Raw genomic sequence first — 12,672 nt, forward strand, 5'->3', positions numbered from 1 at the left:
GCCCTCCGGGCCGAGCGGGAGCGCCTCGCCGCTCGCATTGCGGAGATCGACGCCATCGTCGATTGAGAGGCTGCGATCTGCGGGGCCCGGCGATGGATGGGCCATAGCGCCGCCTGCCGCATCCAGTGGCAGACCACGATCGACCCCTTGCGCAACGTAACGTGATGCAGGTCACATTAGCCTCGTTCGTGTGACGTCGACGGTCGCCGCCGAGCGACCGGCTGAAACTAAAGCGACCACGTTCTGACCTGCACTTCTACAGGTCGGCCTATTGAGTCCGGGCGGCGGCGAAGGTAGGTAATGAAGCGCACTGGATTCATACATCATAAATTCCCCGGCGGGCCACCGAGCCTTTCCGACACGGCGTGGTGGTGTAGCTTATTCCTGCTCCCTAAATAGCCGTCTCACCTCGCGTGAGACCGGACGGTGAAGGGAGGTGAAAGCGGATGACTACCGGTACGGCGCCCGACGAGGGCGACGGGCCGGCGGGCAAGCATCGAGGCCGTTGGGCGCGGGTTTCCCGTCGCCTGCGGCCCGTGGTCGTAGTGGCCCAGCTCATCTACTACGCGCTCTGCGTGTGGCGGGAGTTGTAGGCCCTGACCTCGGATGTTGAAGAGGGGGGCCGCCGTGCCTGGCGGGCCCCCCTCCAGTCCTCCGCCAGTGGGCCCCGTGCCGTGCTACTCGGCGGGTACGGGGCCCACCCTCTGCGTGGACTGATGTCAGGCACGGTAGCACATTTTAAATCCAATTACGCAACTATCCTCGTCGGATTCTGGTGGGGATAATTTGTAATTGCGAGCCGTTGACTTTCCGGTATTTGCGTCCAAAGTATTGCGTGAAACATTCCGCAGTCTGCAATTCCCACGCTGTTGCGTCGCAAAGTTCCAGGACTCAAGTACGGAATTGTGTCCCCACCGGAGGGGCGACGCCGGGCACCAGCACTCCGTCCCGCAGACCGTGCAGGACCTCCCCGCCACCCATCCTGGTCCATCCCGCGGGCTTGCCGGCGCCCCGATGAGGTGCGCGCGCTTCGGTATCCCGGCAGGTCACCGCCGGGACAGGCCGCATTCCGCCGACCGCGCGGCCGTCCGATGCCGTCCTGAGCCACAGGGCACCGGGATGGATCGGTGCCCCTTCAGCGCACCCACGGGTGCGCTAAGGCGCAGGTCAAGGCACGTTTCATATGCATCCCGCGCGCTGGAATTCGCCGTAGATCCTTTGAATTGCGGAGCCCTGATCGTTGTTGGTTCGCTCGATTGAGGGCGACCTGCGTTGACAACGTTGGCAGTTTGAGCCCGTCAGGGATGCCATACGCAATGCACCTGCTTGCGAGGTGGGAGGCCGGGCCCACTGCGCCGTGCAGCAGTGGCCGGGCCCTGCGCGCCCCGGCCGACGCACGCGGCGTCGACGGGTAGCCCCAGGCGATACCCGTCCACCGTACGGATCGGGGTCACAGCCGCAGGAAGTCGCGCAACCCCCTGCCCCGATACGTCGGTTGGGGATCACACTCTCGTGGAGATGCCCGCCGCTCGCGCCGCATGGCGACGGGGGTTCTCCGCCCACCGCGCTCGTTCGGCAGCGAAGGCCTCGCGCTCCTCGGAGGACAGTCCGGCCCGGGCACCCGTGGTTTCCCGCGGCCGACGGCCGCTCCTGCGATACAGCTCGACGAGTCCTTGACACGGTGATCCCCTGACGATCGAGTCGAAGGGGGGAGTCCTCCGTGTGGACGACGACGTCCGTGACCTCGGGCACGGTCCTGTCGTCAAGCGCCGCCGTCCGGCGTCCGGCAAGGCGAAGCTCTTGGTGGAGAACTCCTCGCTGCGCTGACCCGTTGTCACCCGGAACCCCCACGCGATCGGAGCTCCTCATGGCCACTGATCCCCGTACGGCCAAGGACCTCGCCTTCGGCGCGCGGCACTACGCCACCGCTGTCGCCGAGGAACTGCTGGCTCAGGGCGTTCCCGTCAGCTCGGTGCACGCCTGCGGGCCGTACACCGAGCCGGAGAACTCCTTCGTCGACGTCGAGGGCGGCATCAACTTCACCGACCGCTTCGACGAACTCTTCGGCGGCAACGACTGCGGCCTGCACTGGAGCGGCGCGTCGGGCTGGTGCTTCTACAACAACCCGGGCGCTTACGGCGACTTCCTTGACGGTGCCCGCTGGATGGGAGACGGGTTGTTGCCCGAGCCGCGCCGTGTGGCGGCCTTCCTCGACACCGTCCGGCTCAACCCCGCCCAGGCCGGCAGCGTGGAACGCCCGTACTACCGCCAGGAAGGCCGCGACTTCCCGGCGCTGCTGGAGCGCCTGGCCTCGTATGTGCCGGCCCCGGCCTCGCCGAACCATCCGCCCGGGCCGCGACTCATCCAGGCCCAGGCCACGGCCTACCGCAACCGGGTCCTGGCCTCCCTCGCGGTCCGGGGCGTACCTGACCCGATGATCGAACTGCCGCTGCGTGCCAGCGAGTTCGACGCGCTCGGGCTCCTGCTGGAGTATGTCGAGGCCGTGTCCTCGGCACTGGGTCCGGGCACTTTCGCCGCGCATCTCGGGCAGGACCTGCAAGCGCGGCGCGGCCGCGGATACGAGTCCGTCCACCGCCACAGCACCGCACGCGCGTATGCCACGGAACTCCATGACCGGCTCGACCAGGCACGACGTGAACAGACAGGCAACGGTGAGGAGCCATCCTGACTCCTCCCGGCCCTCGGTAAGCGCTGAACGACGGCCCGGTCGATGTCGCGGTGGACCAGTCGCACGACCAGGCCTCGGTCGACGAACTGGTGGGTGGCGTCGGCGAGTCCGTTCACGGCGGCCTCCTCGATGTCGCCGGGGAGTACGGCGTGCAGCGCCGGGGCCGCGGCCGCCGCCCGGTGGTGACCGTCGGCGCACTGCGTGACCAGAGTGAGTGGCGCCTTCGTGGGGCCGGAGAGATATCCCTGGACCAGCAGTGCAGTCGCCGCAACGACCCCGCGCACGCCCGGAGTGGCCATCACGGTGTCGACCTCGACCTGGTCGTACGCGGTCAACTCCCGCAGTTCCGCACCGCTGTGCGAGTCCGGGACGTGTTCTTCACCGTTTCGCAGTCTCATGAGCGGTTCGGCCCCTGTTGCGTGCGGGCACGTCCCCGCACTCGCAACTGGTCAGAGTCGTGCGGGCGGGCTGAGAGTGAAGGTCGCTTCGTGTAGTTCACCCGTAGGGGTTGGAACTACTGACGAGGCCGCTCGCCTTGGCCTGAGGAGGCGGTGGTGTTGGTGTCGCTGCTCTTGACGATACTCAGGAATGCCCTGGCGGCATTCCTGGAGACGGGCTCATCGCTCTCGGCGAGCTGGTGCATCGTCTCGATGAGAGCTTCGAGCACTGCATCGTCACCGCCAACTGAGACGATCAGTTCGCGGTCGAGGATTCCGCTCCCCACCATCGCCCCAATGATGATGTTGCCGGCCGTGGCAGGGTCGCCCTCGCGGAGCTTGACCCGCGCCTCCGGGATGGCGAGCCAGACCTGCTTGAGCAACTCGGCCTGCCTGCTGGCCTCGTCGAACGACGGCATGTCCTTCTTGATCTCATCTTCGGCGCGGCTGCCGGGAGCCGCCTTCTCGATGAGCATCGTCAGCCCGCGCAGCAGACCACGGCCATGATCGAACATCTCCCAGAATCCAGCCTCGTTGAGCCATGAGTGCTCGGGGACGATGCCGTCCGCCGAGTTGATCAGCGGGACCGGGCTGATGTGGAGGCCCATGCTGTGGCCCTTGTAGTCCTTCGACTCTGCCTTGTCGCCGAAGTGCACGACTCCGGCCGTTTGGAGGCGTTTGCGAACCGGCGCCGGCGCGAAGCGCTTCCAGCGGTCCTTGTCGTCTATGGTCAGCCAGTCGTCAGCGTGGCCGGGATTGATCGCGAAGTCCATCAGGAGGTACTGGATCTCCAGAACATCACGCATGGCGTCGGACGCGACCGAGAAGTATCCGGACAGTGCCGCTTCAAGGGCTGTCATGAAGTCGGCGTGAGTGCGCTTGACTACGAAGGTGAGCTTCGAGAGCTCTGGAGTTTCAGCGAACGTCTTCCCGACCGTCGAGAGCCGGGCAAGCAGCTCGTTGATCCCCGTGAATCGGATGTCGCCAGACAGCCGCTCCAGATTCTGGCGGCGTCGGGCATCCGCAGTCGCCAGCGCAAGGGCGGCGATGGGTGCCCCGTCCCCTGCCATCTGCTTGACCAGCGACATGTATGTGGTCTTGTCGGTCATCTCACCCCTTCCTTCAACGGTGATGCTCGGTCCTGCTTCGTCTGCGGGGCAAGCGCATATCCCGGTCTGCTTGTACCAGAGCGGGCAGGGGGAACGGCGTGAGGGTGCCGTTGGCGTGGTGCTCGGATCGCGCCCCAGGTAGGCCAGGTGGCGAAACCAGGAACAGGCGGGTTCTACCGGCCGCATCTGGTCGTCAACGATGACGAGCAGACGGTCCGGCAAGGCCCTGGAGTCCAACCGCCGTACGGCCTCCTCCCCGACGCTGCCGTACAGGCCAGGCCGTTCCTGTACGCGGGCCCGGCTGGCAAAGAAAAGATCCACTACCCCTCCGGCTGAGAGAACCCACAACCGTCGGAGGTAACGAAGCAACGCGCACACAGTGCTTGGCGGCCCCTACGGGGCCGCCCTTCGATGAGAGCGCTTGGAAATACCGGGAGAAGAAGTGTTCCCCTTCATGGTGGTGGGGGTGCTCGCTCGGCGCGGAGCGCCGGGCGGGTCTTGTGGGTTCGTGCGTAGTCAGCCGCGGTTGCGGTACGGCGGCGGATTCGTGGCGCCAGCGAGCTCGGCGGCCTGGTCCCCGGTCAGCAGACCGCGCGCGTCGATGCCGGCGGCCACGGCTTCCACCTGCGGCCACAGCATCGACAGCATGAGGTCGGCGATCCGGCAGGCCGTGGTCCACGACATGCCGGACGTGCCCTCGTCCGGTAGGTCCTCATCGCGGGTGAGCACCAGGCCGGCGTTCTGGAACCAGGTGCTGGTGGACGCGAAGTCGTCATGGTTGGCGCACAGGGCCCGGGTGTCGGAGGACCAGAGGCCGGCGGCGTTGAAGTAGCGGGCCTGCGCGCGTTCACCGGCGGCGCACTGGGCGGCATACCGCCAGAACGGGATCGGCGGCCCGTCGAACTCGGTGCGCCCGGTGAGTGACCACCCTCCGTCTGCGGCGGGCAGGTCCAGGACGCCGGTGACCTTGATGTGGGCCCCGTAGGCGGCGGTCACGACGGCGTGTCCGGCCTCGTGGTACGCGGCCGACCGGCGCTGAACCTCATAGGGCAGCGCCACCGCCAGCACCGGCTTCTTCGTGCCGTCGTTGAAGGTCCCCCAGGCGTCGACCATGGAGGTGGCGGGGACGGTGGAGTCCTCCGCCCCGTCCTCCAGGGCGTCCCTCACGGGTGGACCACCGGCGGGTTCGGGACCGGCCTTACGCACGGCGTTCAAGTCGGTTCGCCTTCCTGGGAGTTGAGGAAACGGGTGAGGAAGGGCCACAGCAGAGTGTCCCGGCCCCATTCCGGATCGATGAGCGTGACCTGCCAGGCGCCGACGACCTCGCGTACGGCCTGGCGGTCGCAGCCGGGGAACGTACGGCCTACCGCGCGTGGCGGCATCCGGTCCCCGATCGCGGTCATGACGCCGTGGCCCTCCCAGAACGTGACGTCGACGGCGTCTCGTGCACCGTGCTCGCCGGCACGGCATCGCGGCGGGTACGCCCGTACGACCAGTCCGGCCTCGGCGGCCCGCGCGTGCAGGGCCCGGGCCAGAGCCGGGTCCGCGACGAACGCGGTGACGAACGCCCGCTGCCGCCACGGACGCCCGTGCAGCGCGGCGAGTTCGCCGGGCTGGGACTGGACCGTGAGAATCCCGGCACGGTTGGCGGCCGCGAGCACGTCCACCAACGGGAGCGTCTCCGGATCGGTGCCGCCGCGATGGCCGTTGGGGTGGAAGAGCAGCAGTCCCCGCAGCCACTGGGCAGTCAAGACCGCCACGTCCTCGAACGTCCGCGCGCTCTGCCAGGCACGGACCTCGGCGCGACGCCTGCGGCCGGCGTCGCGCCGAGGTCCGTGCAAGCAGCGCTCGCCCCTCCCCCACCATTCCGAGGACACGGGCGGGCGTGCTGCCCTCCGCCGTCCGCGTGCGGCTCGCGGCGGAGGGCAGCAGGAAGTTGGTGGTCCGGCTCATGCCACGGCCCGGAACGAGCCGACCTCGACGCTCCGGGCACCGGGGCGCAGGGCGGGCTCCTGCTCGACGTAGCCGCGCACCAGCACCCGGTCGCCTGCCTTGAGCCGACGGCCGAGGGACTGCTCGGCTGCGGCGAAGCGGTCGGCGGACACCCGGGCGTACGCACTCTCGTCGTCGCTGCTTTCCAGCAGGAGGCGTACGTGTGCGCCGAACCGCCCCACCGCGGCGATCGTCGCCGTGGCCTCGACGCGCTCGCCGGCCCGGATCCGCGACAGCGCCTTGAGGCAGGCACCCAGGCTGGTGTGGTGCTCGACGAGGAGGCCGCCCGGCATCGGCACGGGCTGGCGGGGACCCGGCAGGATCCTGCCGGCCCGGTAGGCCTCGACCAGATGGTCCAGGTGCTGGGGCCGGTAGCCGTCCGGCAGGTAGATCAGAGCGCAGGCGCGGTCGAGCCGCCGGTAGAGGTCGCCCAGCTCGTCGTCCGCGTCCCACATGGCCTGCCACTGCTCGCGGGTCAGCTCGTTGCCGGGGGTACGACGCAGGGGTTCGCTGGCCCGCTTGACCTCCAGGTAGCGCCGGACGGTCGCTTCGACCTCGGCACGGCTGAGACGCTCGATCGCGTACTCGCGCATGTGCTGCTCGTCGTACCAGGCCGGCAGGCAGTACTCCGAGCTGCTCGTACGCCGGGTGCGCGCGAGGAGCAGGGGTGTCACCGCGGTGGTGGGACGGGGCGCGGCCGGTGGAGTAGTGGTGGTCGGGGTGGTCATCGCAATCGCCTCGCAGAAGCCTGGAGTTCGCCCCGGCCGGGTGGCCGGGGCGAAGGGGTTCGTGCTCGGAAGTGCCGATGGCGCTGGTGAGGTCAGCCCGCAGGGAAACGAGCGGACGCGCGAGGCGTCAGGCGGTCGTCCACTGGAGCTCGTCGACCGCCATGACGTCCTCGGCGCACAGGCTCACCAGGTCAGCGGCGGACAGCCCGGCGCGCTGCGCTCCCTCCCACACCAGCTGGGGTGAGACAGCGCCGACCAGGATCTCCAGGTCGGCGGCGCAGAAGAGCGCCATCAGTCCGGCGTCGTCGGCGTGGCGGGCGCCGGCCTTCGTGGCGGCCGCGAGGGCCTGCGCGTACGGGCCGGTGGCCACGGAGCGGTCCGGCGTATCCGTCGCGGGGGCGGGTTCGCCGGGGGTGGCGAGCTGGCCGGAGTCCGGCTCGTACCAGCGGTACATGCCGCCGCGCGCCGCACTGAACCCGGCCTCCGAAGGGGCCTCGTGCACCCAGTCGGCGTCGGCGGACGGCGAGCGCTGTGCGGTGGTGGGGATGCCGTGGACAGTTACCGCGCCCTGGAGGAACGTGTACCGGCCGGAGGCGCGGTCCGCTTCGAGCTCGTCGGGCGTCCGGCACGGCTCCTCGCCGCGGGGGCCACCGTGGACGATGTCGCCGGCGGGATTGACGAGGTGCCAGGACGCTTCGACGGCGGCGAGGGGTGAGACGTACCGGCTGATGTCGAGGTTGCCGTCGGCGTCGCGGAAGACGGCGACCCGCCGCTCGCGGGTGGCCTCGGGACCGTCACCGAACATCATCTCGATGACGCTCAGAGCCGACCCTTCCAGGCGGGTGACGAGGCCGGGGCCGGTGTACACGAAGATCAGGTCGCCGGGAGCAAGAGGCGTGGCCGGGGTAGTGGTGATCCCGCGGGTCCCAGGAGCGTTCGTGCCGGCCATCACGCCGACTCCTCAACGGGCTGCGGCACCATCACGACCGGGCGGCCGCGGTGGTCGACGACGACCAGCGGGCGGAGCTCGCTGGCGGCGTCGAACACGGCCTGCCCGATGTCGTTGCCGCCGACGACGGCGTCCGGGCTGTCGGTGACGTCCATGAAGTCCACCGGGCACTGAAGGGCATCCCGGACGGCCTCGCGCGAATCAGCGAGGGCCGGCGGTCGCATGCCCGCCGCGACGGCGGCCTGGTCGAGGTCGGCGTCGGGCGCATCGTGGGCGACTCCCGAGCGGAGCGCCGCGCCCACGAGGGCGGCCCGGTAGCGGGTGGGGCTGGTGCGTTCGCTGATTTTCACGGGCGGGCTCCTCCACATCCCATAAGGAGCTGCACTGCTGACGCTGCCTCCATTGCGGGGCTTCCCTTCGTGTTCGGCGTGGGCGCTCCGGCGTCACCCGGAACAAGTTGTTAATTCGATACTAGATAATAATGCGGGTGATCGCAACCCCTCGGAACCGGGAAAACGTGACGTGATCGAACGTCACCCCATGACAACTCGCGCACCAAACGGTGCGGCGACAACTGATGCTCACGGCATTCCGCATCTCGACCATTCCCCCTGCTCAACCTGTGTGCCTGCGCATGGTCAGCCGCTGACACCCCCTCGGCTGTCGCTCCTCCCTGCCCAGCGGCCATGCCGTCAGGCTCCAGGACGGACCATGGGAGCATGCCGTTCTCGCCGGCCGGTCCCGACGCCGCCGAGACGGACGGCAGCGCCGCGGATTGACCGGCTCTCTCCGGGGGCGACGCCTCTGCACTGTCAGACCCCTGCGCCATGCTGGCCTGGTGACTGAGGCTCAGAACGTGATGGAGGTCCTGTACGGACCCTGGGATCCCGACTATCGCGGCTCGCTGGAACTGGATGTTGACTTCGGGCGGGTGCGGCTCACAACGCCGGTGCTCCCGCCCGTGGATCCGCATGTGCCTGCCATCGTTGAGCTGGCCCGAGCGGAACTCCGCGCTGGCACCCTTCCCGACTACCCTCAGGCGCCTTTGACGGAGACCAGCGAACTGGCCCAAGAGTGCGTCCAGCAGCAGTTGGCCGGCTACGTCGAAGCCGATCGCCCACGAGCGGCCCGGATCTACGTTCTGGAGTTCCAAGGAGCGCGCCAGTACTGCATGTTCGGACGGACGACGAACTTGATCAACCGTGTGGTGGATCACTGCCGGGCTGCGGAACCTCACGGCTACGGACTCGTGGCCGGCTGGGCGTCGCCCGGTGTGGACGATGCCCAGGCGCTGGAACGCGTCGTGCTGAGCGTCGGCGGAAGGGTCCACCGGCGGCCGCACTATCGAGAGCGCTTCTACGACATGCCGTTCGAGACCGGGCTGAACATCGCCCGAATGGTCTTCGAGCTGAACTCCGACTGGCGAACCCGCACTGGAGGGGCACCAGGACCAGCCGACCCCGTTCCCTCGCCCCGGGTTGAGCCGATCGGGTGACGCCTGATCGGTTCCTCCCGATGGGCTGGCTGTGCGCGCACTGCCTGTTCGACCGGCGCGTCAAACCGCGCCTCACGGACGTCCTCCTGCGCGCCTTCCACCACGTGTTCAGCGGCAGCACCATCATCCCGCTCAACACCGTCGAAGCCCGAGTTCTCTGCGAGGCGCTGTCGCAGGCACCGGCCGAGGCAGAGGATGAGGGGTTGAGGGAAGCGATCGCCGCACTCCACGCAGGAATTGACGCCGGCGATCCCACGACGCTGATGAGCGACCACCTGGTCGTGGCCGCGGTCGAAGCCCTGCGGACAGCTGTGCCGGGCATGGACGCGAGGTACGCCTCCATCCTCGCGGCCGTCGCCGAGCACCTTGCCCAGTGGCAGCACAACCCGGACGGCCTCGGCCAGGACCAGTTCGCCAGCCGCGTCGAGTGGCGGCAGGCCGTCCTCAGGACCTCCTCCACGCCCACCGCCCGGTCTGAGCGCACCCCGCTGTGGTCCCGGGCACGGTCACTGATGGTGCAAGGGTGAGTTCATGAGCTCGGGAGACAAACAGCACTACGTACCCGCCGCGTTGATCGGCGGCTTCGGGAACGCAGCTGACCGCAAGCGCACACGGCACGCGGTCGTGTGCTGGCGCAGACGGGAGTCGGGCGCCGCCCTGGAGACGAAGGCCGAGACCATCGGCTGGGTCAAGGCGATGTACCGGCTGAAAGACCCAGCCGATGGCCTCGACCCGGATGTCGTCGACAAGGTGTGGAAAGTGATCGAGCCGCATATTTCAGACGCGGTAGGCGAATTCGAGAAACGCACGGAGACCGCGGCGGAGCGGGAGTGGCTGATGGTGTACGCCTCCATGGCCGGAGTGCGCCACCCGGACTTCGAGCACGCGATCAACCGGTGGCTCGCGGAATGGGGAAAGCCCGACGTCCGCGGCGACGATGTCCACCGAGTGCGGCTCGAAGCGCTCGAAAACGGTCTGGTGCCGCTGCGCGAATGGCGCTGGCGGATCCTCCACAGCCCGCCCGAAGCCCCGCGTTTCACGCTCAACGACCGCGCCTGGAGCTACGTCCCGGAGTTTGACCGTGGGGCACGCGGCCGTCGTGCCCTGTACCTGCCTCTCAACTCCAGGGTTGCCGCAGTGGGCTGGCTGGGTGAGAGCGCCGGAGGGTTCGACCACCTGACGCTGCGCCCGAACTGGGTCCGCTGGTTGAACGCCGTGACCTGGACGCTTGCGCCAATGTTCGTCGTCGGGCACCCGGACGACGCTGCGGCCCTGAGCGCTGAGCGGACCCTGAACGAGGTGGAGAAGGCGATGACGCTTCGCAACGGTTCCTTTCAGGGCATCACCCGCAAGTTTCTCTTCGATGAGATCTGAGCGAGTGAGAGGCGTGCCGCGCGAGCGCGTACTGGAGCTCATCGACCACGTCACCGCCCTGTCCGAACGCGGTGGCCCCTTCCACCTCTTCCAGTGCCGGGTCGACACAGTTCGTCGAAACCGACGAGACCAGTCGGCGGACGGGCAGTTCGGCCACACGCAGGTGAGAGGTGGCCTCGTTGCCCACGTTCTGGATCGGAACTCGGGACTACCCGACGAAGAGGGCGGCGCAGGACCCAGTCCGCGGCAGGCTCCCCTCCCGCCTGGGCGGAAAGCCCTGGCGGGAGACGAGGCCCGCGCACGGTGATCATTCCCGTGCAACTGGAGCTACTGCCCTCCAGATCACTGGGTAACTCGTGGTCTGCTCACTGCAGGTGCAGCTCTAGCTGCGTCAGCAGCGTCAGGGCAGTGAGTTCCTCGTCGAGGGGCACGTCCCCGTCGTCACTCCGGCGCCTTTCCAGTGCCGTTTCGACCACGGCGATGAGCGCGGCCGCGGCGCTGAGCGTGCGGTCCGGTTCCCAGAAGAGCACGGGGGTGTCCCCCGCCAGCTGCAGCGCCTCACGGATCCTGGGGATGTCCCAGGGGCAGTGTTCTGCACTCCCGCGTATGGCCAGGACGTAGGGCATGCCCGCGTCGTCGAGGTAGTTGAGCGCGTCGAAGCAGTCCACCATGCGCCGGGGATCGGCCAGCACCACTGCGCCTACGGCGTCCTTTCCGAGGATGTCCCACGCCTGCGGGTCGACGGAGTCGGGCGTGGCGAATGTGTACAGCATCAGGTCTTCCGACAGCGTGATGCGGCCGAAGAACCCGGTGATCACCGAATCCCGTCCCGGCACCTGGAATTCCGTAGGTGCACTGAATTCGCTGACCTTTGTGATGAAGTCGACTGAGCCTGCCTGCCGGCTTCCCACGACGAGGATCTTGCTGTTCACCGGCCTGTTGAAGGTCCCCGTTCCGGCATCGGCCTCGGTCAGACTGTCTGCCGGGTCGTCGGCGGCCATCCAGGCCATCAGCCGGTCCAGACCGGCCTGGTCGTAGCCCGGCGCCGAGGGGGCGACACGATCAAGCTGGCCGAGGAGCTCCTCCACGGTGATCATGCCGTGCGTCTCCCCCTCGGGAGAACGGAGCTCGTCATGGGGCCTGTCAGCGCTGCTCACTGGGCACCTCCTCCTGGAATGACTCCCACCAGTCGGATGGGAAAAGGACCTCTGTCCCGAACTTTTCAAGAAGCACTTTGCGGGCCCTGTGCAGATGGACTCGTACCGTGCCGGCGGTCATGCCGAGATACTCGGCGATCTCGCGGGGCGTCCAGTCGCCCTGCCACCGCAGCAGCGCAACACGCCGCCGCACAGGCGGCAGTTCGGCTATGGCGGCCCAGCACTGTTCCAGCAGCACATTGGCAGACGCGGTCCGCGGCGTATCAAACGCCGAGGGGGAATCAAGGACGTGCGGCATCGGAGCCCGGCGCCCTGCGGAACGCCATTTTTCGAACACCTTGATCCTGGCAAACCGGAACAGCCAAGCCCGCTGGGCCTGTTGGTCCAGAGACCCGAGTCTCCCCCAGCGCATCGCCGCGGTTTCGAACGCCTCCTGAACGACATCAGAGGCTGCATCGGGACTGCCCTGCAACCGGCTGACGAACTCCTCGAGTTCACGGCTGACCTCCCTGTACAGGAGGCCTACCTCCGACCAGTGCTTCGGTGGGATACGGCTCATCCGGACTCCTCGCTACCGGAGGCGGCCGAGGGGCCGCTCCCTACGGTGATCCACATGGCAGGCCCGCCCGCACCGCCTCGCTGGACGACCTGCGTCCCCGCCGGCGCACGTGTCGTGACCGCCACGAGCGTCCTGCGGCGGGCGCGCTCCACCAGCAGCCTCAGCACTCCGCCTAACAGCAGC

The 12,672-nt window shown here is 68.4% G+C and carries 14 protein-coding genes; 6 read left to right on the forward strand and 8 right to left on the reverse strand.

Annotation, left to right across the window (positions count from 1 at the left end):
- The first annotated feature begins 446 nt into the window (after positions 1-446).
- The 3 genes from OG714_RS54800 (at position 447) to OG714_RS54810 (ending at position 3,183) form a co-directional block, all read left to right on the forward strand.
- On the forward strand, positions 447-593 hold the full coding sequence (locus tag OG714_RS54800) for a hypothetical protein (RefSeq protein ID WP_331732257.1): 147 nt from the start codon (positions 447-449) through the stop codon (positions 591-593).
- Positions 594-1,867: 1,274 nt separating this feature from the next.
- Positions 1,868-2,689, forward strand: coding sequence for a DUF6292 family protein (locus OG714_RS54805; protein WP_331732260.1), 822 nt, complete (start codon positions 1,868-1,870; stop codon positions 2,687-2,689).
- Between the two features lie 50 nt (positions 2,690-2,739).
- The gene (locus OG714_RS54810; RefSeq protein ID WP_406132295.1) at positions 2,740-3,183 is read left to right on the forward strand and encodes a hypothetical protein; all 444 of its coding nucleotides are present in this window, start codon (positions 2,740-2,742) and stop codon (positions 3,181-3,183) included.
- A gap of 20 nt (positions 3,184-3,203) precedes the next feature.
- Here OG714_RS54810 and OG714_RS54815 read toward each other — a convergent pair whose 3' ends face one another.
- The 6 genes from OG714_RS54815 to OG714_RS54840 all read right to left on the reverse strand — a co-directional run bounded on the left by OG714_RS54815 (position 3,204) and on the right by OG714_RS54840 (position 8,254).
- Entirely contained in the window at positions 3,204-4,235 is a 1,032-nt protein-coding gene (locus tag OG714_RS54815; RefSeq protein WP_406132296.1) for a hypothetical protein, read from the reverse strand.
- A 516-nt stretch (positions 4,236-4,751) separates the two neighbouring features.
- The gene (locus tag OG714_RS54820; protein ID WP_406132297.1) at positions 4,752-5,450 is read right to left on the reverse strand and encodes a hypothetical protein; all 699 of its coding nucleotides are present in this window, start codon (positions 5,448-5,450) and stop codon (positions 4,752-4,754) included.
- Entirely contained in the window at positions 5,447-6,112 is a 666-nt protein-coding gene (locus OG714_RS54825; RefSeq protein WP_406132298.1) for a DUF6919 domain-containing protein, read from the reverse strand. Before OG714_RS54825 ends, OG714_RS54820 begins: the two co-directional genes overlap by 4 nt.
- 72 nt (positions 6,113-6,184) lie before the next feature.
- Complete coding sequence (locus OG714_RS54830) at positions 6,185-6,955, reverse strand: hypothetical protein (RefSeq protein ID WP_331732272.1); 771 nt, start codon at positions 6,953-6,955, stop codon at positions 6,185-6,187.
- A 127-nt stretch (positions 6,956-7,082) separates the two neighbouring features.
- Positions 7,083-7,904, reverse strand: coding sequence for a hypothetical protein (locus tag OG714_RS54835; protein WP_331732275.1), 822 nt, complete (start codon positions 7,902-7,904; stop codon positions 7,083-7,085).
- A complete protein-coding gene (locus tag OG714_RS54840) occupies positions 7,904-8,254 on the reverse strand; it encodes a hypothetical protein (RefSeq protein ID WP_331732278.1) in 351 nt (116 codons plus the stop codon). The genes OG714_RS54835 and OG714_RS54840 overlap by 1 nt, the downstream gene beginning before the upstream one ends.
- Before the next feature lie 488 nt (positions 8,255-8,742).
- Here OG714_RS54840 and OG714_RS54845 point away from each other — a divergent pair, with 488 nt between their 5' ends.
- From OG714_RS54845 to OG714_RS54855, 3 genes are read left to right on the forward strand one after another with little or no spacing between them, the layout of a single operon-like run.
- A complete protein-coding gene (locus tag OG714_RS54845) occupies positions 8,743-9,399 on the forward strand; it encodes a hypothetical protein (protein WP_331732281.1) in 657 nt (218 codons plus the stop codon).
- Entirely contained in the window at positions 9,396-9,926 is a 531-nt protein-coding gene (locus OG714_RS54850) for a hypothetical protein (protein WP_331732283.1), read from the forward strand. The genes OG714_RS54845 and OG714_RS54850 overlap by 4 nt, the downstream gene beginning before the upstream one ends.
- A gap of 4 nt (positions 9,927-9,930) precedes the next feature.
- On the forward strand, positions 9,931-10,773 hold the full coding sequence (locus OG714_RS54855; protein ID WP_331732285.1) for a DUF4238 domain-containing protein: 843 nt from the start codon (positions 9,931-9,933) through the stop codon (positions 10,771-10,773).
- A gap of 365 nt (positions 10,774-11,138) precedes the next feature.
- Here the strand turns inward: OG714_RS54855 and OG714_RS54860 are convergent, their stop codons facing one another.
- Both OG714_RS54860 and OG714_RS54865 read right to left on the reverse strand, forming a co-directional pair.
- Positions 11,139-11,870, reverse strand: coding sequence for a hypothetical protein (locus tag OG714_RS54860; protein ID WP_406132299.1), 732 nt, complete (start codon positions 11,868-11,870; stop codon positions 11,139-11,141).
- Between the two features lie 46 nt (positions 11,871-11,916).
- Entirely contained in the window at positions 11,917-12,489 is a 573-nt protein-coding gene (locus OG714_RS54865; RefSeq protein ID WP_331732292.1) for an RNA polymerase sigma factor, read from the reverse strand.
- Positions 12,490-12,672: the final 183 nt, after the last annotated feature.

Source organism: Streptomyces sp. NBC_00989 (assembly GCF_045162655.1).
Taxonomy (GTDB): Bacteria; Actinomycetota; Actinomycetes; order Streptomycetales; family Streptomycetaceae; genus Streptomyces.